General features: G+C 73.3%; 18 protein-coding genes. 8 read left to right on the top strand and 10 right to left on the bottom strand.

Annotated elements, in window-relative coordinates:
* Positions 1 to 730: 730 nt before the first annotated feature.
* Positions 731 to 1,018, bottom strand: a complete 288-nt coding sequence (locus EV562_RS17625) for a chorismate mutase (protein WP_166661839.1) — start codon at positions 1,016 to 1,018, stop codon at positions 731 to 733.
* Positions 1,019 to 1,387: 369 nt separating this feature from the next.
* Between EV562_RS17625 and guaA the strand changes: the two genes are divergently transcribed.
* Positions 1,388 to 2,968 carry a glutamine-hydrolyzing GMP synthase gene (gene guaA, locus EV562_RS17630; RefSeq protein WP_133887741.1) on the top strand — a complete coding sequence of 527 codons (1,581 nt, stop codon included), beginning with the start codon at positions 1,388 to 1,390 and terminating at the stop codon, positions 2,966 to 2,968.
* Between the two features lie 15 nt (positions 2,969 to 2,983).
* Here the strand turns inward: guaA and EV562_RS17635 are convergent, their stop codons facing one another.
* Positions 2,984 to 3,469 (bottom strand): pyridoxamine 5'-phosphate oxidase family protein, encoded by a 486-nt coding sequence (locus EV562_RS17635; RefSeq protein WP_166661840.1) that lies wholly within the window; start codon positions 3,467 to 3,469, stop codon positions 2,984 to 2,986.
* Positions 3,470 to 3,706: 237 nt separating this feature from the next.
* Here EV562_RS17635 and EV562_RS17640 point away from each other — a divergent pair, with 237 nt between their 5' ends.
* Both EV562_RS17640 and EV562_RS17645 read left to right on the top strand, forming a co-directional pair.
* The gene (locus EV562_RS17640) at positions 3,707 to 5,002 is read left to right on the top strand and encodes a hypothetical protein (RefSeq protein WP_133887742.1); all 1,296 of its coding nucleotides are present in this window, start codon (positions 3,707 to 3,709) and stop codon (positions 5,000 to 5,002) included.
* Between the two features lie 151 nt (positions 5,003 to 5,153).
* Positions 5,154 to 5,681, top strand: coding sequence for a DoxX family protein (locus EV562_RS17645; RefSeq protein ID WP_208298373.1), 528 nt, complete (start codon positions 5,154 to 5,156; stop codon positions 5,679 to 5,681).
* Between the two features lie 22 nt (positions 5,682 to 5,703).
* Here EV562_RS17645 and EV562_RS17650 read toward each other — a convergent pair whose 3' ends face one another.
* Together EV562_RS17650 and EV562_RS17655 are read right to left on the bottom strand one after the other, a co-directional pair.
* A complete protein-coding gene (locus EV562_RS17650) occupies positions 5,704 to 5,949 on the bottom strand; it encodes a hypothetical protein (protein ID WP_133887744.1) in 246 nt (81 codons plus the stop codon).
* Positions 5,936 to 7,375 carry a PspC domain-containing protein gene (locus EV562_RS17655; RefSeq protein WP_133887745.1) on the bottom strand — a complete coding sequence of 480 codons (1,440 nt, stop codon included), beginning with the start codon at positions 7,373 to 7,375 and terminating at the stop codon, positions 5,936 to 5,938. The genes EV562_RS17650 and EV562_RS17655 overlap by 14 nt, the downstream gene beginning before the upstream one ends.
* 190 nt (positions 7,376 to 7,565) lie before the next feature.
* On the opposite strand from EV562_RS17655, the gene EV562_RS17660 reads away from it, so the two are divergent.
* Together EV562_RS17660 and EV562_RS17665 are read left to right on the top strand one after the other, a co-directional pair.
* A complete protein-coding gene (locus EV562_RS17660; protein WP_133887746.1) occupies positions 7,566 to 8,858 on the top strand; it encodes an ATP-binding protein in 1,293 nt (430 codons plus the stop codon).
* A complete protein-coding gene (locus tag EV562_RS17665) occupies positions 8,855 to 9,601 on the top strand; it encodes a response regulator transcription factor (protein ID WP_133887747.1) in 747 nt (248 codons plus the stop codon). The genes EV562_RS17660 and EV562_RS17665 overlap by 4 nt, the downstream gene beginning before the upstream one ends.
* Before the next feature lie 19 nt (positions 9,602 to 9,620).
* Here EV562_RS17665 and EV562_RS17670 read toward each other — a convergent pair whose 3' ends face one another.
* Complete coding sequence (locus EV562_RS17670; RefSeq protein ID WP_133887748.1) at positions 9,621 to 10,685, bottom strand: C40 family peptidase; 1,065 nt, start codon at positions 10,683 to 10,685, stop codon at positions 9,621 to 9,623.
* A gap of 308 nt (positions 10,686 to 10,993) precedes the next feature.
* On the opposite strand from EV562_RS17670, the gene EV562_RS17675 reads away from it, so the two are divergent.
* Positions 10,994 to 11,347 carry a hypothetical protein gene (locus tag EV562_RS17675; RefSeq protein ID WP_133887749.1) on the top strand — a complete coding sequence of 118 codons (354 nt, stop codon included), beginning with the start codon at positions 10,994 to 10,996 and terminating at the stop codon, positions 11,345 to 11,347.
* On the opposite strand, the gene EV562_RS17680 is transcribed toward EV562_RS17675, so the two are convergent.
* Positions 11,325 to 12,353: a tellurite resistance/C4-dicarboxylate transporter family protein gene (locus EV562_RS17680; protein ID WP_133887750.1), complete on the bottom strand. Its 1,029-nt coding sequence runs from the start codon at positions 12,351 to 12,353 to the stop codon at positions 11,325 to 11,327. The genes EV562_RS17675 and EV562_RS17680 overlap by 23 nt on opposite strands.
* A 27-nt stretch (positions 12,354 to 12,380) precedes the next feature.
* Positions 12,381 to 13,568 carry a C40 family peptidase gene (locus EV562_RS17685; RefSeq protein WP_133887751.1) on the bottom strand — a complete coding sequence of 396 codons (1,188 nt, stop codon included), beginning with the start codon at positions 13,566 to 13,568 and terminating at the stop codon, positions 12,381 to 12,383.
* A 471-nt stretch (positions 13,569 to 14,039) separates the two neighbouring features.
* On the opposite strand from EV562_RS17685, the gene pcrA reads away from it, so the two are divergent.
* Positions 14,040 to 16,529, top strand: a complete 2,490-nt coding sequence (gene pcrA, locus EV562_RS17690) for a DNA helicase PcrA (RefSeq protein WP_133887752.1) — start codon at positions 14,040 to 14,042, stop codon at positions 16,527 to 16,529.
* Positions 16,530 to 16,666: 137 nt separating this feature from the next.
* Here pcrA and EV562_RS17695 read toward each other — a convergent pair whose 3' ends face one another.
* Together EV562_RS17695 and EV562_RS17700 are read right to left on the bottom strand one after the other, a co-directional pair.
* Entirely contained in the window at positions 16,667 to 18,352 is a 1,686-nt protein-coding gene (locus tag EV562_RS17695; RefSeq protein WP_133887753.1) for a M23 family metallopeptidase, read from the bottom strand.
* A 196-nt stretch (positions 18,353 to 18,548) separates the two neighbouring features.
* A complete protein-coding gene (locus tag EV562_RS17700) occupies positions 18,549 to 19,556 on the bottom strand; it encodes an alpha/beta hydrolase (protein ID WP_133887754.1) in 1,008 nt (335 codons plus the stop codon).
* Between the two features lie 424 nt (positions 19,557 to 19,980).
* On the opposite strand from EV562_RS17700, the gene EV562_RS17705 reads away from it, so the two are divergent.
* Positions 19,981 to 20,397: a cobalamin B12-binding domain-containing protein gene (locus EV562_RS17705; protein ID WP_133887874.1), complete on the top strand. Its 417-nt coding sequence runs from the start codon at positions 19,981 to 19,983 to the stop codon at positions 20,395 to 20,397.
* 243 nt (positions 20,398 to 20,640) lie between these two features.
* Here the strand turns inward: EV562_RS17705 and EV562_RS17710 are convergent, their stop codons facing one another.
* The gene (locus tag EV562_RS17710) at positions 20,641 to 22,362 is read right to left on the bottom strand and encodes a DUF5691 domain-containing protein (RefSeq protein WP_243860079.1); all 1,722 of its coding nucleotides are present in this window, start codon (positions 22,360 to 22,362) and stop codon (positions 20,641 to 20,643) included.
* Positions 22,363 to 22,556 lie beyond the last annotated feature (194 nt).

Genomic DNA, 22,556 nt, shown 5'->3' on the forward strand with positions numbered 1-22,556 from the left:
ACCCGCCCCCCCCCCCCCCCCCCCCCCCCCCCCCCCCCCCCCCCCCCCCCCCCCCCCCCCCCCCCGCCGCCCCCCCCCCCCCCCCCCCCGCCCGCCGTGACGGCGACCGCTGCCGCGACGCGACGCAGCCTCATGACTGTTGTGATCAGTGAAACCTGTGAATGGTTGCCCCCGTGTTCACAGAATCTTTATGTGTCCTGCGTCACTGAAGTGACGGGAGTGGCCGGCGGACGCGACAGCCGCGGCAGTCGTGACAGCCGCGGCAGCGGGACGGCATGGCGAAGGGCCCCGCGGAACCGAGGCCGCGGGGCCCTCCCTCTCAGCCGGCACCGGCGTCAGGGCAGCGCCGGTGCCTCGGGAGCGACGCCGGGGGGTTGCGTCGCTTGCCGTGGATGCTTGCGTTCGAACGAGGGACCCGTTCCGTCGGCCGGCTCCGGGCGTCCCCGGAGCCGGCCGTTCTCTTGGGTGACCGGGCTGCTGTCCCCTGCCGTCCGGTCACTTCCCTGGAGCGAGGTCCCACGACGCACGGCACGATCCGTACGTCTCATCGCTCCAGCGAGCCACGCGTGGTTCTTTCGGGCCCGCCCCTGGCTGGCACGGACACCGGGACCAACGAAGCCACGCGCCCACCGGTCACGCGCCGTACGGGTGAGAAGACGCCCGAACTCAGATACGACCCCGGACCCGACCTCAGGGACCACGCGGGTCGCGCCGCGCCCTGCCGGACGCGTCACACGCGCCCGCGGCACAGCTCCAGCATCGTCATCGCCAGTGCCGTGCCCGGCCTGCCCAGCGCCTGCCGGTAGTGGTCCAGCACCTCCATCTCGCGCGAGAGGTTCACGCGCCGGCCGCCGGAGGTGATCCGCGCCTCCTGGATGACGGCGGACACGGCCATCCGTTCCTGGATCAGCCCGATGATCCGGTCGTCCAGCGCGTCGATCCGCTCCCGGGCGCCGGTGATCACGCCGGCGGCCTCGGAGGTGTGCGCGCCGGTCTTGTCTGCTGCGGTGACGGTCATGTCGGTGGCTCCTCGCCGAAGGGTGGCGGCACCCCGGACCGGCACGGTCCGCAAACGCCAGGCGCCCCGGACCTTGTCGGCCCGGGGCGCCTGGGAAGTCGCTTGTCAGTTGCTCAAGCAGCACGACCATGGCAGCCGGTGGGCCGGTTGCCATAGGTAAACAGGAAGGTCTGGTGCTTGCGCATGGCCCCAGTATGCCCCGGCGACGGTCGGTGTCCAAGCCGGTTCGCATGGTGAGACCCGAGGTGGGGCCCGGGGAGGGGGCACCCGGCCGGGGCGGGGGAGGTGACGACGGCGGGGCCGGGTCACCCGCCCGGCTCGGTAGAATCGGGATGACAAGCCCCCCGCCCGACCGCCGGAAGGCACCCCGTGTCATCAGCGACCCCCGCTGCCGCCGCCCCCGACACCGTCCTGGTCGTCGACTTCGGCGCGCAGTACGCCCAGCTCATCGCCCGTCGTGTCCGCGAGGCGCGGGTCTACAGCGAGATCGTGCCGAGTTCCATGCCGGTCGAGGAGATCCTCGCCAAGAACCCGGCGGCCATCATCCTGTCCGGCGGCCCCTCCTCGGTGTACGAGCCGGGCGCCCCGACCCTGGACCGCTCCCTGTTCGAGGCCGGCGTCCCCGTCTTCGGCATGTGCTACGGCTTCCAGCTGATGGCGCAGACCCTCGGCGGCACCGTCGACAACTCCGGCGCCCGCGAGTACGGCCGCACCGACCTCACGGTCTCCAAGCCGTCCTCCACCCTCTTCGAGGGCACCCCCGCCGAGCAGGCCGTGTGGATGTCGCACGGCGACGCCTGCTCCGCCGCGCCCGAGGGCTTCGCCGTCACCGGCTCCACCGACGTGGTCCCGGTCGCCGCCTTCGAGAACGACGAGAAGAAGCTCTACGGCGTCCAGTACCACCCCGAGGTCATGCACTCCACGTACGGGCAGCAGGTGCTGGAGCACTTCCTGTACCGGGGAGCGGGCCTGCGCCCCGACTGGACCACGGGCAACGTGATCGAGGAGCAGGTCGCGGCCATCCGCGAGCAGGTCGGCGACAAGCGGGCCATCTGCGGCCTGTCCGGCGGCGTGGACTCCGCCGTCGCCGCCGCCCTCGTCCAGAAGGCCATCGGCACCCAGCTGACCTGCGTCTACGTCGACCACGGTCTGATGCGCAAGGGCGAGACCGAGCAGGTCGAGAAGGACTTCGTCGCGGCGACCGGCGTACAGCTCAAGGTCGTTGACGCCGAGGAGAGGTTCCTCAAGGCGCTCGCCGGGGTCTCCGACCCCGAGGAGAAGCGGAAGATCATCGGGCGCGAGTTCATCCGCGTCTTCGAGCAGGCGCAGCTGGAGATCCTCGAGGAGGACGGCCCCGAGGTCGCCTTCCTCGTGCAGGGCACGCTCTACCCGGACGTCGTCGAGTCCGGCGGCGGCACCGGCACCGCCAACATCAAGTCCCACCACAACGTGGGCGGACTCCCCGAGGACATCGAGTTCGAGCTGGTCGAGCCGCTGCGCCAGCTGTTCAAGGACGAGGTCCGGATGGTCGGCGCCGAGCTGGGCCTGCCGGAGGAGATCGTCCAGCGCCAGCCGTTCCCGGGCCCCGGCCTCGGCATCCGGATCGTCGGCGAGGTCACCAAGGAGCGGCTCGACCTGCTCCGCGAGGCCGACGCCATCGCCCGCGAGGAGCTGACCGCGGCCGGCCTCGACCGCGACATCTGGCAGTGCCCGGTGGTGCTGCTCGCCGACGTCCGCTCCGTCGGCGTCCAGGGCGACGGCCGCACCTACGGCCACCCGATCGTCCTGCGACCCGTCTCGTCCGAGGACGCCATGACCGCCGACTGGTCCCGGCTGCCGTACGACGTGCTCTCCAAGATCTCGACCCGGATCACCAACGAGGTCAAGGACGTCAACCGGGTCGTCCTCGACGTGACGTCGAAGCCGCCGGGGACGATCGAGTGGGAGTGAGCCGCGAGGCTCCCTTCACGTGCGCCTGACCGTGCGCACGGGCTGACCGGGCTGCCAGATCTCGACGACGAGGTACGTGTCGTCCTCCACGGAGGTCCGCACGACCTCCGTCAGCTCGGTCCGGAAGAGGTGGAACGGCTCCGGCGGTTCCACCTCTTTCACGTACCCGGCCTTCACCGCGGGGTCCTCGACCTCCACCGCCCGCCCGGCGATCCGCACGTCCCCGCCGCCCATGCCGGTGCCCGCTCCGGGGTTGGCCTGGAGCGCGAAGCGCGCGTCCCGGCGCAGGTCGAGCGCCTTGAGCGAGCCCGGCATCATGCCGAGCCACAGCTCGCCGTTCAGGAACCGCACCTCCAGACCGGTGGTGCGGGGCGAGCCGTCCTTGCGGAGGGTGGCGAGGACGTGGTGGGTGTGGGCGCCGAAGCGCGCCTCGACGGTGCCGGCCAGCGCGGGTTCGGCGGCGGCGAAACCGGCCCAGTTCACAGCGGTGCCTGAAGTCATGTGCCGAGTCTGGCCGCGAAAGCCGACATCTTCTGTCGGGTAACCGACCGGGGGGTCAACACGGCGACCTGCGCATCACCCGCGCGGGAGCCGACCCGCAGCGGGGCGGCGGGCGGACGGGACCGGAGTACGGCACAATTCGCTTTCGTCCCAAGGGACTTAGAGGCTTCGAGGGCTTCTTCCCACGGTCGCTCGGGACGGTTTCTTTCACAGGGTGCGGGAAGGCGGGCGTCGGGCGTGGCGGTGCAGGAGGCGAGACGCGGGAGCGGCTCCGACAAGGGCGCGTACGAGACGGCGCACGGCGGTGGCTGCACCTGCGGGGACTGCCCGCACGGGGCCCGTGAGGGCCACCGCCGGGCGGTCGCCGCGTTCCTGCGGCGGCGGGACGAGTTCGCCGCCGGGCAGGGCCTTCCGGCGGCGGTGGCCCACTCGGCCTCCGCCTCCCGCCAGTGGGTCTCGGAGGAGCTGACCCAGTCCGCGGAAGCCGTCGCCGAACGCGGCCGGGCCGAGGGCGACGCGTGGCTCGCGGGGCTGGGCCGGCGCACCGCGGCCGCCGTGTGGGCGGGGACCGTCCTGCTGCTGCTCGGGCAGTGCCTCACCGCCGTCGGCGCCGGCTGGTCGGCGGCGCGCACCGCAGGCCTGGCGGCGGCGCTGGTGCTGGCCGGGGCGCTGACGGCGGCGTCGTACTTCCACCGGGCCCGGGGCGGCGCGCTGGCCCCGGTCATCGGCGAGGACAACCGGCTGTCCACCTCCCGTGCCGTGGCGGCGGCCTGGGTCCTCTTCGTCGCCTACGCGGTGCTCGTGCTGGCCGGGCAGCTGGCCGTCGCCTCGGACGCCGACCGGCGCGACGCGCTGATCTCGGGCCTCGGACTGGGCCGCGGCACCGGCACGGTGACCGTGCTCGCGGTGGTCTGCGGGATCGCGGTCCTGGTGCGGCGGGTGGTCGGGCTGCGCGTGCTGGGACAGCGGCTGCAGAAGGTACGGGCCGACCGGCCGCGCGCGTCCGACCTGCTGACGGACGACGCCGGCCGCGGCACCTTCGCCGACATCCAGTACATCGTGATCGCCGTCGTGGCCCTCGTGTTCGCGGCCGTGCGCCTGGCCCGGCGCCCGGAGCAGCTGCCCGACCTGCCGTGGGGCCTGGCGGTGGTGGTGCTCGTGTCGGCGGCGACCTACGTGGCCGGGAAGTACGCCGAGGGCGGCCGGCCGGTGATCCTGTCCGTGGTCCGGGCCCGGGAGGCTGGCGACCTGGACGCGCCGATCCGCACCGGCGACGACATCGAGATCCGCGGCGCGGGCTTCGTGCCGCCGGGCGCCCAGCGGGCGGACCGGCTGTCCCGGATGGTCGTCCGCATCGGCGCGGTCAACGTCCACGTGCCCCTGGTCCCGGTGACGGGCGGTTTCAGCAACCCGACGGACGACCTGCTCACGGTGCCCGTCCCGGCGGACGTCGAACCGGGCCGGGTGGACGTCCAGGTGGTCACCGGTGCGGGTGTGGAGACCAACCGGTACGCGATCGACGTGACGGACTGACGTCCCGCGTCCCGGCCCGGCGGCCGGCCGGCGTCGGTGACCTGTCGGAACACGGTGAGAAACCGGTCGCCGAGGGGTGAGCGGGGACCGCCTGCCGTACGTATGGTCTGGTGGGGGGTCCGGGCATACGGGGCGAGAGGGGCTGGCGATGATGACTCACGGTATGCGGACGGAAGTCCACCTCTCACCCGGGGGCGGGGGGACCTGGCGGGACCACGCCGCCCGGTACGCCCTCGTCCCTCTGCGGATCTTCCTCGGCGTCACCTTCGTCTACGCCGGCCTGGACAAGCTCACCGACAGCGCCTTCATGAAGGACGCGGGCGCCGGCTCCGTCGGCGACATGATGCGTGCCGTCCGCGACTCCTCGGCCGTCCCCGCCCTGGTCGACCTCGCCCTGAAGAGCCCGTCCGGCTTCGGTTACGCCATCGCCCTGGGCGAGCTGGCGGTCGGCATCGGCACGCTGCTCGGACTCCTCACCCGGATCGCGGCGCTCGGCGGCGCGCTGATCTCGCTCAGCCTGTGGCTGACCGTCAGCTGGGCCTCCGACCCGTACTACTACGGGAACGACCTCGCCTACCTGATGGCCTGGCTCCCCCTCGTCCTCGCGGGTGCCCCGCTGCTGTCCCTGGACGCCGTGCTGCGCTCCCGGCGCCGGCGCCGCACGGGCGGCTACCGGTAGCGGCGGCCTGCCCGCGGCCCCGTCAGCGGGGGAAGCCGGTCCCCGGCCCTTCCGGTGCCGTCGCGCGGCGCGCCCCGCGCCGCCGGTGCACGGACCGGGCCACGACCCCGACCGCGCCGGCGGTGCAGAGCCCGCCCGTGACGACCGGGACCAGCACGAACCACGGCGTCTCCCACAGGCCGCCCGCGTCGCCGGCGTAGACGACTCCGGCCAGCATCAGGAAGACACCGGCCACCAGCCGCCCCGGCTGGAACTCATGACGCCACACGGGTCACCTCCGCCTGACCGACGCCGACCTGGAGGTCGAGGTCGAGCGTGCCGCCGTTCCCGCCGCCCTCGGCGGGGGGCAGGGTGATCTCCTTGTGCTTGCCCGGTGCCACGTCCACGTCCTTCTCGTCGTCGCCCGGCAGCTGGATGTCGCCCACCCCCACCTCGACACTGAGCCGCACGGTCACGTCCCGCGGCACCACCACCCGTATCCGTCCCACGCCCACGTCGGCCCGGGTGGTCAGCGTCCGCCCCTCGGCCAGGTCGAGGCGGGACAGGTCGAGGGTGCCGCTGCCCGCGCCGACGTCGTACTGGTCGCGCACGTCGGCCACCGCGGTGGGCCGCCAGGTGGTGCGCACCCACTCGGTGCCGACCTCCTGGGGGATCGCGGTCGTCCCGGCGAGCAGGCCCGCCGTGACGACCGCGAGGAAGACCGAGCCGGCTCCCGTGCGCCCGAGGAAGGCACTGACCGCTATACCGAGGCCGAAGGCGGCCAGGGCACACGCGAGCCCGGTCTGCAGGCTGGTGGCGAGCGTATGGTCGTCCCAGGTCAGCCGGGTCCCGAGGAAGCCCGCGAGCAGGGCGAGGAGGAACACCCAGCCGCCGATCCCCCGGGAGCCGCGCACCTGCGGCGACCGGGAACCGAAGTCGTCCTCCGGGGTCTGGTCGCGGCGCCCCCGGGTCCCGCGGCCGATGGCGACGGCCGCCGCGACGTCGCGGCGCGCGGAGTCCGGCGGGCCCCACATGTATCCCGTCCCGCCGTCATGCGTGCCGTCCTTGACGATGGGGTCCCGCCACCAGGAGGGCCAGGTGTACATGATCGGCGGTGCCTGGGCCTCCGGCGGGGCGTCGGCGACGGTCTGGGCCGACAGCGGGTCCGGCTCGGGCGTCCGGCGGTGCCGCGACCAGTATCCGGCGCCCGCCAGCAGCAGGGAGAGGACGACGGCGAAGGTCAGCACGCCGCCGTTGTGCAACATGGTGAGGAAGACCCCGCAGCCGACCAGGGCGAAGAGCACGGCCGCCAGTGCCTGTCCGTCGACCCGGCCGGTCAGCAGCTTGTGCACCTCGTTCTCCTCCTCGTCGTCGTACGGGACGAAGAGCCAGGCGAAGCCGTAGAAGAGGAGACCGATGCCGCCGGTCGCGGAGAGCACCGCGAGGGTGATCCGGAAGATCACCGGATCCAGGTCGCACTGCCGGCCGAGGCCCGCGCACACCCCGGCGAGCGTCTTGTGCCGCCGGTCGCGCCGGAACCGGTGCGCCGGTCCGGGAGCATCCGCGCCGCCGGCGCCACCCGCGCCGGCCGTGGCGCCCGCGCCGCCCGCACCGGCGTCCGCGGCGGGCACGGCACCCTGCGGCCCGTCGCCCAGCGGGGGGCGCGGGCCGGAGCGGGGTCCCGGACCCGTCGCGGCGTGCTCGTGATCTGTCATGGGTCCATGGTGACGGCCGCGGCGCCGTGACGGGAGCCGGTCCGACCCTGGTCGGACCCTGATATCGGCCCTGACTCCGAGCCCGGGAGGCGTTCGAGGCGCGCCGGGAGCGCCGCGGGCCGAAGATCAGGGGCGAGTGGGGGAACGACCCTGATGCCCCGGCTCCCGCCCCCATGTGAACATCGGTGTCATGCCGGAAGCCGCAGCAGCACCCGTCGTCGGACCGCGGCCGCCGCGCAAGCTCTACCGCAGCAGCGACGGTCGCTGGCTCGGCGGGGTGGCGCGGGGGCTCGCCGGGCATCTCGGGCTGCCCGTCATCTGGGTCCGGTTCGCCTTCGTCGGCCTGTTCATGGCCGACGGCCTGGGCGCGCTGCTGTACGCGGCCTTCTGGTTCTTCGTGCCGCTGGGTGTCGGGGGCGTGGAGGCGCAGAAGCCGCCGTCCCTCGTCACCTCCGAGACGACGCCGGACGGCCGCCGCCGGCTCGTCGCGCGCAAACCGGACAAGGGGCAGATGGTCGCGCTGCTCCTCATGGTCGTCGTCGCCCTGGTCTTCGTGGGCAACGTCGACCTGGGCGGCGGGGCCAAGGCCTACCTCTGGCCGACCGTGCTCGTCGGTGCCGGCGTCGCCCTCGTCTGGCGCCAGGCGGACAACGCGCGCCGGGCCCGCTGGGCCGAGGTGGGACGCCACCGCCGCACCGTCACCCTGCTGCGCTCGGTGGCGGGCGTCCTGCTGGTGACGGCCGGCGTCACCGGCATCTTCGTCCTCCAGGGGTCCGCGGCCCACCTCGGTTCGGTCCTCCAGGCGGCCCTGGCCGTCCTCGTCGGCATCACGCTCCTCGCCGGCCCGTACCTGGTGCGGATGACGCAGGACCTGTCCGAGGAGCGGCTGATGCGCATCCGCGCGCAGGAGCGCGCCGAGGTCGCCGCACACGTCCACGACTCCGTGCTGCACACCCTGACGCTGATCCAGCGCAACGCGGACAACGCGGGCGAGGTGCGCCGCCTGGCCCGCGCCCAGGAGCGCGACCTGCGCACCTGGCTCTACAAGCCGGAAGGCAACGGCAAGGACGAGGACGACGAGCCCACCACCCTCGCCGAGGCCGTGAAGCGCAACGCCGCGGAGGTCGAGGACAAGCACGGCGTCCCCATCGAGGTGGTGGTCGTCGGCGACTGCCCGCTCGACGAGCGGACCAGCGCACAGATGCAGGCCGCGCGTGAAGCGATGGTGAACGCGGCCAAGTACGGTGGCGAGGGCGGCGCCGTACAGGTCTTCGCCGAAGTCGAGGGCAGGACGGTCTTCGTGTCCGTCCGGGACCGCGGCCCCGGCTTCGACCTGGACTCGATACCCGCCGACCGCATGGGCGTCAGAGAATCGATCATCGGCCGTATGGAGCGCAACGGCGGCACGGCGCGGCTGCGCGCGGTGCCGGACGGCGGCACGGAGGTCGAACTGGAGATGGAGAGGGCGGAGAAGACGTCATGAGCGACCCGACCGAGGCGAACCGAACGGCGGGAGCGGGCGGTGCGGCCGAGCCCGCGCGGCCGGCCGGTGACGGCGCGGGGGAGCGCCGCGTACGCGTGGTGCTCGTCGACGACCACCGCATGTTCCGCACCGGCGTCCAGGCCGAGATCGGCCAGACCGCCGAGACCGGGGTCGAGGTCGTCGGCGAGGCCGCCGACGTCGACCAGGCCGTCACGGTCATCACCGCGACCCGCCCCGAGGTCGTGCTGCTCGACGTCCACCTCCCCGGCGGCGGCGGGGTCGAGGTGCTGCGCCGCTGCGCGCCCCTGATGAGCGACGCCGAGCGGCCCGTCCGCTTCCTCGCGCTGTCCGTCTCGGACGCGGCGGAGGACGTGATCGGGGTGATCCGCGGCGGCGCCCGGGGCTACGTGACCAAGACCATCAACGGCACGGACCTGGTCGACTCCGTCTTCCGCGTGCAGGAGGGGGACGCCGTCTTCTCCCCGCGGCTGGCCGGCTTCGTCCTCGACGCGTTCGCCTCCACCGACGCCCCTCCGGTCGACGAGGACCTCGACCGGCTCACCCAGCGCGAGCGCGAGGTGCTGCGCCTGATCGCCCGCGGCTACGCGTACAAGGAGATCGCCAGGCAGCTGTACATCTCGGTGAAGACGGTCGAGTCCCACGTGTCGGCGGTCCTGCGCAAGCTCCAGCTGTCCAACCGGCACGAGCTGACCCGCTGGGCGACGGCACGACGGCTGGTCTGACCGCCCCGCGCGAGGTGTCTCAGGCCACCCGCGCGGCCCCCGCGAACGGCATCTCGTCGACGGGGGCCACGCGGACCGGCGCCGACGGGTTCGGGGCGTGGATCATCTGCCCGTTGCCGACGTAGATGCCGACGTGGCTGATGCCCGAGTAGAAGAAGACCAGGTCGCCCGGGAGGAGTTCGGACCGTGAGACCCGCCGGCCCGTGCCGATCTGGGCGTAGGTCGTGCGCGGCAGGGAGATTCCGGCGGCCCGGTAGGCGGCCTGGGTGAGGCCCGAGCAGTCGAAGGCGTTGGGGCCGGTCGCGCCCCACACGTAGGGGCTGCCGAGCTTCCGGTAGGCGTAGGCGACGGCCGCCGCCGCCCGGGAGTCGGGTGCCTGGGCGGACGCGGCCGGATCCTCCCGGGGCCCGGCGGAAGAGGCGCGGGAGGCGCGGGGAGTACCGCCCGTGGGCGCCCCGCCGGTGCCGGCGCGTTCCTCGGCGGTCAGCCGGGACAGCAGGCGGCGGGCCGCCTCCAGCTTGCCGTTGACGGTCTCGCGGTGGCGTCTCAGCTCGGCCCGGCGCGACGTGAGCGAGGCCACCTCGATGCGGGCCGCGCCGCGCAGCTGCTCGATGTCGCGGAGCTCCTTGCGCACCCGCCCGACGGCGGCGGACTGCCGGCTGCCCGCGCGCTCGGCGAACGCGGCGCCGTCGAGGTACCGGTCCGGATCGGAGGAGAGCGCGAGTTGCAGCGCCGGGTCCAGGCCACCGCTGCGGTACTGCGCGGCCGCGACCGCGCCCAGCGCCTCCCGCGCCGTGTTCAGCCGGTCCTCCTTGCGGGCGGCCTCGTCCCGCAGCTCCTCCAGGCGCCGTTCCGCGGCATCCGCCTTCTCCTTCGTGCCGTTGTACTTCTCCGTGGCCACCTCTGCCTCCTGGTAGAGCTTGTCCACCTTGGCCCTGACCTGCGCCGCCGTCGGCTGCGGATCGGCGTGACCGGTACCGCCCAGCCCCGCCGCGGTGGCCGCGCCCGCGAGGGTGAGGGTGGCCGCGGTACGGGCTCTGCCGCCGCCCGTCGCGCGCTGTCGCGGCCTGCGGTGCGTTCCCACCTGTGCTCCACGTCCTTCCGTACGACTCGACTCCGGCCCACGCCGGGTCGGCTCCGGTCCGCGCCGGCTGCCCGGGCCAGGACGCTAGGCGCGTCGGTAACGGTCCGGTGACGGGATGCGCGGAAGTGGCGGTACCGGATCGGACGGCGACCGTAAGTGAGCGCCGCCCCCGTCGGAGCCCGTCGTCTTCACGCAGGGTGATGACCGATATGCCGGACCGGGAGCGGGCGAGGGGCGTGAGCTGTTATGGGAGCGCCGGGGCGGCCCGGTGTCCGGGCGGGTGCGGGCGCTCACTAGGCTCCGGCCTCATGGACGTACTCATCCACCTCTTCGTCGGCCTGCACATCATCGGGATCGCCGCGCTCCTCGGGGGATTCCTGACCCAGATGAAGGCGATGGGCCGGGGCACCGCCAGGTACACCCCCGCGATGCTGCACGGCGCGCTGACGATGCTGGTCACCGGTGCCGTCCTGATCGGCCTCAACCAGGCCCAGGACCACCCCGTCGACAACGTCAAGATGGGCGTGAAGCTCGCCCTCCTGATCGTGATCCTCGGTCTGGTCTACGTGAAGCGCGACGACGAGAAGGTGGACAAGCCGCTGTTCGCCCTGGTGGGCGCGCTGACCCTGGCGAACGTCTTCATCGCGGTGCTGTGGACCTGACCGCCCCGGAGTCCTCAGGACCGGACCGCAGCCCCGCCCGGGCCTGGTCGACCGCGCCCGCCGCGACCGCCAGCCACCCGGCCACCGCGATCCACAGCAGCGCCCGGCCGGGCGCGTCCAGCCACGGGACGTCGACGGCGGCGGACACCGACAGCGTCGCCGCCGCCGTCATGCCGAGCGGGAAGACCGTCGCCCAGCGACGCACGTCGTAGCGGACGCGGGGCCAGGCGATCTCGGCCGCCAGCAGCACGGCGTACCAGGCGAGGTCGAGGGCGAGCAGGAAGACCGTCAGGTCGTGGAGCACGGCCTGGTCGTCGGCGTTCCACAGGTACATGCCGGTGCCGGCCGCCGCGAGCAGCTTGGAGCCGGCCAGCGCCGAGATGGCGAGCGCGCCGCCCGCCACCCAGTGGTCCCCGGACCCCCGGGCCACCTGCCGCAGGTCGAAGCGGAACAGCGCGATCAGGTAGAGCGCGATCCCCAGCCAGAACGGCACCAGAGCCGTGTGGGCCAGCCAGGGCGTCGAGGTGGCCGCGGCCAGCGTGGCGGCGAGCACGGCGAGCCCCTCCGTGGCCACGCAGCCCAGGAACACCGCGCCCGGCATCCTCCGCCCCCAGTGCCGCACCACCAGCGACAGGAGCCACGGCCACAGCAGGGCCGACAGCGCCAGCAGCACCGCCGCCAGGAGCGTCCAGCCGAGCAGGGAGAACCGGGTGCCGAGCACGGTCGTCGCGGCGACGGCGGTGAGCGCGCCCGGCGTCCCCGCCCGCTTCACCCACTGCGCCCGCTCGACGAGCAGCAGGTAGACGAAGTTCGCCGCCAGCGTGAGCCAGGCGGCACAGGCCAGGACCAGGGCGATCCGGGACAGCACCTCGCGGCCCGTCAGATGCAGGGCGACCGACACGATGCCGGTCGCCATCACCGCGGCCCCGGCCGCCGGCGGGCGCTGCGCCCACCAGGCGCGCAGAGCGTGGGGAGGGGTGGCCGCTGCCGAGGACGCCGATGACATGCGCTCGATGCTAAGGACCCCGGTCGGTCAGGCCGGGCGCACCACGCTGTGGATCGACGACTCGCCGTCGTAGAAGATCGACTCCTCGCGGACGTACGCGCCCGGCTTCGGGGCGTGGATCATCATGCCGTCACCGATGTACAGGCCGACGTGGCTGATGTCGTCGTAGAAGAAGACCAGGTCACCGGGTTGCGCCTGGGAGACGGGGACGGTCGTGCCCGCGTCGGCCTGGTCGTAGGTGACGCGCGGCAGGCTCACGCCCGCGGCCTTCCAGGCGGCCTGGGTCAGGCCCGAGCAGTCGTAGGAGCCGGGGCCGGTGGCGCCCCAGACGTACGGCTTGCCGACCTGGGCGCGGGCGAAGGCGATCGCCTTCTCGGCCCTGGTGCCGTTCGAGGTGTCCGGCGTCGACGACCCCGTGGAGCCGGTGCCGCCGGAGGTCCCCGAGGAACCGGATCCGGCGCCGCTCTGCTGCTGGGCGGCCTCCTCCTGGCGCGTGCGCTCCGCCTCCTGCGCCGCCTGCCGCTCGGCCAGCTCGGCGGCCTTGCGGGCGGCCTCCTGCTGCTTCTTCTTCTCGATCGCCGCGAGCCGGGCCTTCTCCTCGGCGGTCAGCTCCGACAGCAGCTCCCGCGCGGTGGCCAGCTTCTTCTGGACGGTCGACTTGGCCGTCTTGAGGTCGTTCTGCGATTCGGTGAGCGTCCCGAGGCTCTCGGTGGCCTCCCGGCGCTTCCTCATCGTCTCGGACTGCTGGGTGACGTAGTCGTCGACGGCGCTCTTCTGCCGGCCCGTGAGCCGGTTCATCAGCTGGTTCTGGTCGAAGTAGTCCTGCGGCGAGTCCGCGAGCAGCAGGGTCGCGGTCTCCGGGACGGCGGCGCCGGTGCGGTACTGGGCGGAGGCGAAGGACCCCAGTTCCTCGCGCGCGTCGTTGAGGTCCTGGGTGCGCCGGGCGACGTCGTCGAGGAGGGTGTCGACCTTCTTGCGCTGCTTGCTGGTCTTCTCCTTGGCCGCGTTGTACCTCTCGGTCGCCGACCCGGCCTGGCGGTAGAGGTCGTCGACCTTCTTCTCGACCTCTTCGAGGGTCGGCCGGTCGTCCGACGGCGCGGCGTTCGCGGTCTGGGACAGCAGGGCGACGGAGGTGAGGGCCGCGGTGGCGAGGGCCGGGGTGCGCAGGCCCGCGACGCGGGTGCCGGTGGGACGCGACTTGCGGTGCGACGCCAAGGAGGCGACTCCTTCCAGTGCTCCGCCTACCGGGTCGGCGACGGGGGTACCTCCCAGGCCGTTCGGGCACCGGGGGAGGGTTCGGGCGGTTCGGAAGGGTTGCCCCACGGCGGACCGGCCCCCTCGTCGAGGGCGGTGCGGCCGATTCCCCCCAAGGTCTCGGTGGGTCCCCGGCTCCGGGTGCCGTGCGGGCAGGCCGGACTCGGCGGAGGCCGCGCGGCCCGGCGAGGTTCGCCGGAGGGGGTCGAGCGGCCTGACCCGCACCGTAGCCAACTCGTGTGGCCGCTGTGAAGGTTGCTGGGTGATATGCCCGATACATTTTCGTGACCTTCCGTTCGAGCGCCGTCGGTCCGGTCGCGGACGTCACGCTTCGTGTTCCGGCCGGTCGCGGGGCGTGCCCGTTCCCGGAAAGCCGGTCATTTCCCGGGGTGGCACCGGGTTGTCGGCGGGGCGCCCTAGACTCGGAGAGCGATGAGCAGCCTCTTTGACGACAGCTTCCTGGCGAGCCTCCAGACCCCCCGGGGTCGCGACGAGGAACCCCCGCCGCCGCCCGAGGACGATCACGGACCGGAGCCGGTCCCGCACGATCTGTTCGGCGGGAAGTTCGACGTGCCTCCGGACCGGGACACCCACTACCGGGACGGCGCCCCGCGCCCCGCCCTGGACGCCGCCGCCCTCCTGGAGGGGCTGAACGACAACCAGCGCGCCGCCGTCGTCCACTCCGGCTCCCCGCTGCTCATCGTGGCCGGCGCCGGCTCCGGCAAGACCCGCGTCCTCACCCACCGCATCGCCCACCTGCTGGCCGAGCGGCACGTCCACCCCGGGCAGATCCTCGCGATCACCTTCACCAACAAGGCCGCGGGCGAGATGAAGGAGCGGGTGGAGCAGCTCGTCGGCCCGCGGGCGAACGCGATGTGGGTCATGACCTTCCACAGCGCCTGCGTCCGCATCCTGCGCCGCGAGTCCAAGAAGCTCGGCTTCACGTCGTCGTTCTCGATCTACGACGCCGCCGACTCCAAGCGGCTCATGGCGCTGGTCTGCCGGGACCTGGACCTGGACCCCAAGCGCTACCCGCCGAAGTCCTTCAGCGCGAAGATCAGCAACCTGAAGAACGAGCTGGTCGACGAGGAGGACTTCGCCGCGCAGGCGGCCGACGGTTTCGAGAAGACCCTCGCCCAGGCCTACGCCATGTACCAGTCGCGGCTGCGCGAGGCCAACGCCCTCGACTTCGACGACCTGATCATGACGACGGTCAACCTGCTCCGCGCCTTCCCCGACGTCGCCGAGCACTACCGCCGCCGCTTCCGGCACGTCCTGGTCGACGAGTACCAGGACACCAACCACGCCCAGTACGCCCTGGTGCGCGAGCTGGTCGGCGTGCCCTCGGAGCACCCCGTCGACGTGCCGCCGGAGGCCGAGGTCCCGCCCGCCGAGCTGTGCGTGGTGGGCGACGCCGACCAGTCGATCTACGCCTTCCGCGGCGCCACCATCCGCAACATCCTCCAGTTCGAGGAGGACTACCCGGACGCGACGACGATCCTCCTGGAGCAGAACTACCGCTCCACGCAGACGATCCTCAGCGCCGCCAACGCGGTCATCGAGCGCAACGAGTCCCGCCGCCCCAAGAACCTGTGGACCAACCAGGGCAGCGGCGCGCAGATCACCGGGTACGTCGCCGACACCGAGCACGACGAGGCGCAGTTCGTCGCCGACGAGATAGACCGCCTCACCGACGCGGGCGACGCGAAGGCCGGCGACGTCGCCGTCTTCTACCGGACCAACGCGCAGTCCCGCGTCTTCGAAGAGGTCTTCATCCGCACCGGCCTGCCCTACAAGGTCGTCGGCGGCGTCCGCTTCTACGAGCGCAAGGAGGTCCGGGACGTCCTGGCCTACCTGCGGGTGCTGGCCAACCCGGAGGACTCGGTACCGCTGCGCCGCATCCTCAACGTCCCCAAGCGCGGCATCGGCGACCGCGCCGAGGCGATGATCGACGCCCTCGCGCAGCGCGAGAAGATCAGCTTCCCGCAGGCGCTGCGGCGCGTCGACGAGGCGTACGGCATGGCCGCGCGCTCGGCGAACGCCGTCAAGCGGTTCAACACGCTGATGGAGGACCTGCGCACCATCGTCGAGTCCGGCGCCGGACCGGCGACCGTCCTCGAGGCGATCCTCGAACGCACCGGCTACCTGGCCGAGTTGCAGGCGTCCACCGACCCGCAGGACGAGACCCGTATCGAGAACCTCCAGGAACTCGCGGCGGTCGCCCTGGAGTTCGAGCAGGAGCGGGCCGAGGGCGAGGAGGCCGGCACGCTGGCCGACTTCCTTGAGAAGGTCGCGCTCGTGGCGGACTCCGACCAGATCCCGGACGAGGAGGACGGCGACGGCGTCGTCACCCTGATGACCCTGCACACCGCCAAGGGTCTGGAGTTCCCGGTCGTCTTCCTCACCGGCATGGAGGACGGCGTGTTCCCGCACATGCGCGCCCTCGGTCAGGCCAAGGAACTGGAGGAGGAGCGGCGCCTCGCCTACGTCGGCATCACGCGCGCCCGCGAGCGCCTCTACCTGACCCGGTCGACGCTGCGCAGCGCCTGGGGCCAGCCGTCGTACAACCCGCCCTCGCGGTTCCTGGAGGAAATCCCGGCTCCCCACCTGGAGTGGAAGCGCACCGGGGCGAACGGGCCCGCGCCGTCGGCGGCGGTCTCGGGCGTGGCGGCCTCGCTGTCGTCGTCCCGGTCCCGCTCCTCGGCGTCGGGTGCGTCCGGCTTCGCCACCCGCCGGTCGTCCGGAGCCGAGCAGCCGACGGTCTCGCTGGCGGTCGGCGACCGCGTCACACACGACCAGTTCGGCCTCGGCACGGTGGTCGGCGTCAAGGGCACCGGGTCGAACGCCGAGGCGACGATCGACTTCGGCGACACCAAGCCGAAGCGGCTGCTGCTGCGGTACGCGCCGGTGGAGAAGCTCTGAGGGCGGGCCCAGGGGCGGCGCGGCGAGGGTCCGGGCTTCCGTCCGGGCCGGTCGTGGCCGCCCGGCCGGGCCGATCGCCGGTCCGTCCCGGCCGGGCGGTCTGTCCGTTCTGCCCGGTCTGCTGAGACGTTACGGCGTCACGTCGGGTTGAGGCCGTGGCTGCGCAGCCACGGGAGCGGGTCGATCGACGAGCCACCCGCAGGGCGCACCTCGAAGTGCAGGTGCGGACCGGTGGAGTTGCCCGAGTCGCCGGAGAACGCGATCGCGTCGCCCGCTTTGACGGTCGTACCCGAGGGAACCTGGTAACCGGAGAGGTGGCAGTACCAGGTCTCCGTGCCGTCCTTCGCGGTCACGATCATCATGTTGCCGTACGCGCTGTTGAACTGCGTCCGCACGGTGCCGTCGGTCGCCGCCATGACGGTCGTTCCCTGCATCACGGGGAAGTCGATGCCGGTGTGCGAGGACATCCAGTTGATGCCGGCCTGGCCGTAGTACGCGCTGAGGCCGTGTTGCTTGACGGGGAGCGCGAACTTGGGGCGCAGCCGCTCCTTGCGGGCCGCTTCCTCCGCCGCCCGCCTCTTCTCCGCGGCCTGCTCCGCCTTGAGGTCGATGCGCTCCTGCGTCCGGCTGGCGCGGTCCGCGAAGTCGTTGGCGCCGGCCGCCAGGCTCGTGAGCTGGGTGTCCAGGGTGTTGTTGGCGGCGGACGGTTTCACCGGCGCGGCCTGCGCGTTGCCCGGGTCCGGCGCCGACGCCGCGGTGTCCGTGCCCTCGTCCCCGGTCAGGTTGCCGACGGACGCGGCGGCGATACCGGCGACGCTCATCACGCAGGCCGAGGGGACGGCGATGGTCAGCAGCGCGGAGCGCTTCGCGGGCTGACGGCGACGGGAACGCGCCCCGGCGCGAGAGCCGGCGCGGGCCGCCGGGATCCGGGCGGCCGACGTGCTCTCCTCCTGGCCGTCCAGGAGACCGGTTACCGCGGGGAGTTCGCCGGTGGCGGCCAACTCGCCGTCGTAGGGCGCTGATTCGGCCGGTTCCGCCGGTACGGCGAAGTCGGCGTCCGCGGCGACGGGCGAGCCGTCCGGCGGGGTGTCGTCCGGGACGGGGTGCCCGGCCGGACCGGTCGGGTCCTCGACCGCGGCGGCGGGGTTAGCGTTCCACTGAGTGGCGTCGTAGGCGCCGGTGTCCATCGGACCGCCCGCGAACGCGCCGGTGTGGAACGTGCCGGTCGCGAAGGCGCTCACATCGAAGGCGCCGGTGTCGTGCGGGCCGGAGTCGGGCGCGCCGGTGTCGAACGCGCCGGTGTGGAAGGCGCCGGTGTCGAAGGTCTGCGTGCCCCAGTGCCACTGCTGGGTCCCGTCGGCCGGTCCGCCCGACTGGTCCGGCGAACTCCAGGCCCCGGTGTCCCACTGCCCCGTGGCCTCGCCCGTCGCCTGCGGCGGTACGGGGCCCGGCTGCTGCTGGTATCCGGCCGTCCAGGACGTCGTGTCGTAGGCGCCCGTGTCGTAGGCGGCGTGGTGCTGGGCCGCGTACGCGTCGTAGGGCAGGTGCTGCGCGCCGTCCGTGGACCACTGGGTGGCGTCGTGCGCGCCCGTGGCGTCGTGGGTGCCGGGGTAGTGGCCCGGCATGCTGCCGAAGAGGGGGTCCGCGTCGAAGGCCGAGGAGTCGATCCCGCCGGTGGAGAAACCGGTGGTCTCGTAGCCGCCGTACGTGGTGAGGTCGCCGTACTGGGCCTCCCCTGTGCCGTACGACGCGTACTGCGCCGATGCGGCGTCGGAAGCCGGAGCCGGGGTGGTCGTGCTCCCCGACGGGTGACGGTCGTTCACCAACTTCTCTTTCGCCTCGACAACAGGGGCTGCCAGAGCAGTGCGGCGACTGTACCCGGCGGTATACGGGCACGACAATCTTCGGCAGGTTTCATGCCCGAAGGAAACGGGCAATCGGCCGTGTTTTGGGGGAGGGCGGGCGCGGGTTTGGCTTTGTGTTCGACTGTCGTTCGAGTCCGAACGGGTTGCGTCGGCCTCAGGCGATGGTCAGCCCGCCGGCTCGTTCGTCCGTGTCCGTCGCCGTTTCGCTCCCCGCTTCCGGTTCGGCCGTGTCGAGTGCCTGCCGAACGCCCGTGGCGACGGTGGGGTGCACCGGCAGGGCGAGATGGCCGATGCCGCTCACCCGTACGTTCTCCACGCTCAGGTCGGGGTGGTCGAGGCAGGCCGTCTCCAGCGGGTCCATCACGCGGTCCAGGTCGCTCCAGAAGCTGACGAACCGGGTGCGGCAACCGGGCGCCGGTCCGGTCAGCTCCTCGATCACCGCCGACCCGGGGCGCATCTGGCGCACGATGGGGTGCGCGTTCGCCAGCGGGACCACCCTGGTGCCGGCGTGCGGGGTGCCGAGGGTGACGAGGGTGCGGACCCGGCGGTCTCCGCCGAGGCGCTGCACGTAGTAGCGGGCGATCAGGCCGCCCAGGCTGTGTCCGACGACGTCGACGCGCTCGCTGCCCGTCCGCTCGCAGATCTCCTCGATGTGCCGGCCGAGCAACTCGGCGGCGGTACGGATGTCGCAGGTCAGGGGGGAGTAGTTCAGCGACTCGATCTCGTGCCTGCCGTGCTGGACCAGGCTGCGGCGCAGCAGCAGGAAGACCGACCGGTTGTCGATGAAGCCGTGCAGCAGGACCACCGGGGGGCTGACGGGGACCGGCAGCCTGGAGGGCTGAGGGGACGGCTGCGCGTCATCCTGCGCGTCCCGGGGCCCCGTCGGCCGCAGAGCCTGGACCGGGCGGCGCTCCTGGACGATCCCCGAGGGATAGAGGAGGAGATGCCCGGCGAGGATCGCGGCCTCCAGTGCGCTCGCCTTCAGGAGGGTCAGGGAGAGCCCCGTCAGCCGGCCCGGCAGTGCCGCCACGTCGGACAGCCCCCGGATCGCCGGGAGCCCGGGAATGCCGGGGAGTCCGGAAAGCCCCGGGAGGGCCGGCAGGCCGGGCAGGAGACGCTGGAAGAGCGGGAGAAGGGGCAGTGCTGCCGTGGTGACCTTCATGGGCCGACCTCCTGTCGGCACGCGCAGGGACGCCTCTGTCCCTCGTGTGCCCTCGTGGAGAGCCGTAACACCGGTGTTTCGTGGTGTTTGCGAGGTTTAAGTCCGCTCGAGTGTCCTGAGGTGCGTCGATTAGGAGGCCTGTGGTGGAGGGGAACGACGGCGAGGCTCGCCGCCGACCCGTGCTGCCCTCGCTGCGGCTCTGGCGTGCGCATGGTGTCGCCGCGTCCCATAGCGGTCGCGGCGAACATGTCCCACCATGTGATTTCCCCCTCTGTATCCACCGCGAAACTGCCGGTTGCGGGATGCTGGGGATAACGTTCGTTCACTTCCCCGGACGTTGTGGTGCGGGGTTTCCGCGCCGCGAGGACGGAAGTGTGCGGTACTTGTCGGTACGGATGGATGTAGTCGCTTCATGGAGGCAGTGATGGGTGTGGCAGCCGGTCCGATCCGCGTGGTGGTGGCCAAGCCGGGGCTCGACGGCCACGATCGCGGGGCCAAGGTGATCGCGCGGGCCCTGCGCGACGCCGGTATGGAGGTCATCTACACCGGGCTCCACCAGACTCCCGAGCAGATCGTCGACACCGCGATCCAGGAGGACGCCGACGCGATCGGGCTGTCCATCCTCTCCGGTGCCCACAACACGCTCTTCGCCGCCGTGATCGAGCTGCTCCGGGAGCGGGACGCCGCGGACATCCTGGTCTTCGGCGGCGGGATCATCCCCGAGGCGGACATCGCCCCGCTGAAGGACAAGGGCGTCGCGGAGATCTTCACGCCGGGCGCGACCACGGCGTCCATCGTCGACTGGGTCCGGGCGAACGTGCGGGAGCACGCGGGAGCGTGACCGCGGCCCGCTCCGCCGGTGCGGGTATGTCGCACCGGCGCCGTCACGGGCGTGGCTCGGACGGTCGCGGGCGTGCGTCGGACGGCGCGAGCGTGGCTCGGACGGCGCGAGCATGGCTCGGACCGCCACGGGCGTGGCCACGGCGGCTTCGAGTGTCACGGTCATGGCCTGAGCCCTACGGTCATGGCCTGGAGTGTCACGGTCACGGCTCGGACCGCCGCGGCCGCGGGCAGGGGCGGCGTCCTACCCCGCCCGGAGCTCCTCGGTCATCGCCGCCCGTAGGCGCAGGGTCGTGACGAGCCGCTGGAACGCCTCCGCCCAGTACCCTCCGGCGCCCGGCGACGCGTCCTCCGACTCGTCCGGTATCGCCAGCAGGCCGTCGAGGCGGCCCGCGTCCGCCGGGTCGAGGCAGCGTTCGGCCAGGCCCATGACCCCGCTGAAACTCCACGGGTAGCTCCCGGCGTCCCGGGCGATGTCCAGCGCGTCGACCACCGCCCGGCCGAGCGGCACCGCCCACGGCACCGCGCACACGCCGAGCAGCTGGAACGCCTCGGACAAGCCGTGCGTCGCGATGAACCCGGCGACCCACTCGGCGCGTTCACCGGGGCCCAGGGTGCCGAGCAGCTTGGCCCGCTCGGCCAGGGACACCGCGCCGGGGCCGCCGGCCTCGGGCGCCGTGGGCGCTCCCAGCAGCGCTCGCGCCCACGCGCCGTCGCGCTGCCGTACCGCCGCACGGCACCACGCCGCGTGCAGCTCGCTCTGCCAGCCTTCCGACACCGGCAGGGCGACGATCTCCTCGGGGGTCCGCCCGGCCAGCCGGACCGACCAGGTGGCGAGCGGTGCCGCCTCCGCCAACTGACCGAACCACCAGGACCGTTCACCCCGTCCGGCGGGCGGCCGGGCCACGACGCCGTCCCGCTCCATGGCCGCGTCGCACTCGTAGGGCGGCTCGACGACGATCGCCGACGGCGTGAGGGCGCGGTCGAGGGACACGCATGTCGCGGCCCGGGCTCCCATCCGCGCCGCCAGGGCCGAGTGCGGCAGTGCCGTGAGCAACTCCGCGGCCGTGGCGCGTACGTTGCGGCTGCGGTCGGTCAACGCCTGCTCCAGGAAGGGCTCGTCCGCCGGTTCCAGCCCCGTCCGCAACGAGTCGAGGAACATCAACCGGTCCTCGGCCCGCTCCGTCGCCCAGGTCGACGCCAGCAGCGCGCGTGCGCCCGCCGGGTCGCGGGCCCGCAGGGAGGACAGCAGAGCCACCCGCTCGGCGAACAGACCCTCGTCCCAGAGCCGCCGCACCCGCTGTGCGGCACCGGACCCGGGCGGCACGGGAACGTCACCGGAGGCCGCCGACGCACGGAGGGCGAACCGCCAGTCCGGGTTCAACCGGGCCAGCCACAGGGCCCGCGGCCCCGCGAACCTCAGCGCCGCGGGCCGCAGATCCGTACGCCCTCGCGCGGCGTCCAGCAGCGCCGGGAGCGCCTGGGGCGGCGCCGCGAAACCGCGGGCGTTCGCCGTCGCCAGCCACTGGGGCAGCAACTCCATCAGGTCGGGCGCGCTGCCCCTGCGGCCGCCGCCCGCGGTGCCGGGGCGGTCGCTGAGCAGGGTCGTGAGCCGACGGGCCGCCGCGGCCGGCAACGGCGGGCGGGGATCCTCGGGCGCGGGCTCGGGGCGCCGCGCCGCCCGGGCCGGGCGCAGTCCCGCGCGGCGTCGGACGGTCTGCGCGGCCGCCGCGTCCAGCAGCGCGTACGCGGCGGCCGACCCGCGCTCTCCGCCCGGTGGAGTGCGCCGGTCCGTACCCAGCAACGCCGAGGTGACCAGCGTCTCCCAGACGCCGGGGCCGGGAGCGGGCGTGGGCTTGGGTTCGGGTGCTGGGGTGAGGTCGGGGGCCGGCGTGGGTTCGGGAGCCGCCGTGGGACCGGGGGCCGCCGTGGGGCTGGGGGCCGCCGTGGGCTGGGAGGAGGGCATCGGCGCGTGGGCGGTCGGTGTCGGTCGGGAGGCGAGGCCGGTCTCCGGTGCCGGTGCGGATGCCGGTCCCGGTGTCGGCTCTGGAGACGTTGCCTGTGCTGGAGACGCTGCTGATGGTGGTGCCGGGTCCTGTGCGGCGGTGGCCTGCGGCAGGGGAACGGCGCGTGGCGCGGCGGCTGATTCGTGCACCGTGG

Source organism: Streptomyces sp. BK208 (assembly GCF_004364245.1).
Lineage (GTDB): Bacteria > Actinomycetota > Actinomycetes > Streptomycetales > Streptomycetaceae > Streptomyces.

Bases quoted from the DNA above. Each gene is read 5' to 3' on its own strand.
- EV562_RS17625 (WP_166661839.1), bottom strand. From the start codon at position 1,018: ATGACCGTCACCGCAGCAGACAAGACCGGCGCGCACACCTCCGAGGCC.
- EV562_RS17635 (WP_166661840.1), bottom strand. From the start codon at position 3,469: ATGACTTCAGGCACCGCTGTGAACTGGGCCGGTTTCGCCGCCGCCGAA.
- EV562_RS17645 (WP_208298373.1), top strand. From the start codon at position 5,154: ATGACTCACGGTATGCGGACGGAAGTCCACCTCTCACCCGGGGGCGGG.
- EV562_RS17655 (WP_133887745.1), bottom strand. From the start codon at position 7,375: ATGACAGATCACGAGCACGCCGCGACGGGTCCGGGACCCCGCTCCGGC.
- EV562_RS17660 (WP_133887746.1), top strand. From the start codon at position 7,566: ATGCCGGAAGCCGCAGCAGCACCCGTCGTCGGACCGCGGCCGCCGCGC.
- EV562_RS17665 (WP_133887747.1), top strand. From the start codon at position 8,855: ATGAGCGACCCGACCGAGGCGAACCGAACGGCGGGAGCGGGCGGTGCG.
- EV562_RS17675 (WP_133887749.1), top strand. From the start codon at position 10,994: ATGGACGTACTCATCCACCTCTTCGTCGGCCTGCACATCATCGGGATC.
- EV562_RS17680 (WP_133887750.1), bottom strand. From the start codon at position 12,353: ATGTCATCGGCGTCCTCGGCAGCGGCCACCCCTCCCCACGCTCTGCGC.
- pcrA (WP_133887752.1), top strand. From the start codon at position 14,040: ATGAGCAGCCTCTTTGACGACAGCTTCCTGGCGAGCCTCCAGACCCCC.
- EV562_RS17700 (WP_133887754.1), bottom strand. From the start codon at position 19,556: ATGAAGGTCACCACGGCAGCACTGCCCCTTCTCCCGCTCTTCCAGCGT.
- EV562_RS17705 (WP_133887874.1), top strand. From the start codon at position 19,981: ATGGGTGTGGCAGCCGGTCCGATCCGCGTGGTGGTGGCCAAGCCGGGG.
- EV562_RS17710 (WP_243860079.1), bottom strand. From the start codon at position 22,362: ATGCCCTCCTCCCAGCCCACGGCGGCCCCCAGCCCCACGGCGGCCCCC.